Here is a 259-nt window from a genome sequence, read left to right on the forward strand (position 1 = left end):
CCCGCGATTTCTGTTCCACCAAGGCTAACCTTACTGAAGGTAATCTTACGTGGTTGGTCATCGTCTTTGTCGGTTACAGTTACAGTTGAGCCGTTGGTAGCGACTTTGTTGTCTTCACCCTTAGAGTCTTTTTCACCAACGTTGGTCACTTCCACTGTACCATCATGTTTGACTTGGAAAGTGATGTCCGTTACTTTGAGGTAACCAGTTGGAGCTGCTTCCTCATGGAAGGTGTAAGTTCCTGGTGCCAAGTTGAGAT

At 46.3% G+C, this 259-nt stretch carries 1 protein-coding gene; it reads right to left on the bottom strand.

Annotated features, from left to right (window positions below):
* Nucleotides 1-259, bottom strand: a 259-nt coding sequence (locus SORDD27_RS09515; RefSeq protein ID WP_155718904.1) for a SpaA isopeptide-forming pilin-related protein, incomplete at both ends; no start/stop codon positions are given.

It is taken from the genome of Streptococcus oralis (assembly GCF_001579025.1).
Taxonomy (GTDB): Bacteria; Bacillota; Bacilli; order Lactobacillales; family Streptococcaceae; genus Streptococcus; species Streptococcus oralis_X.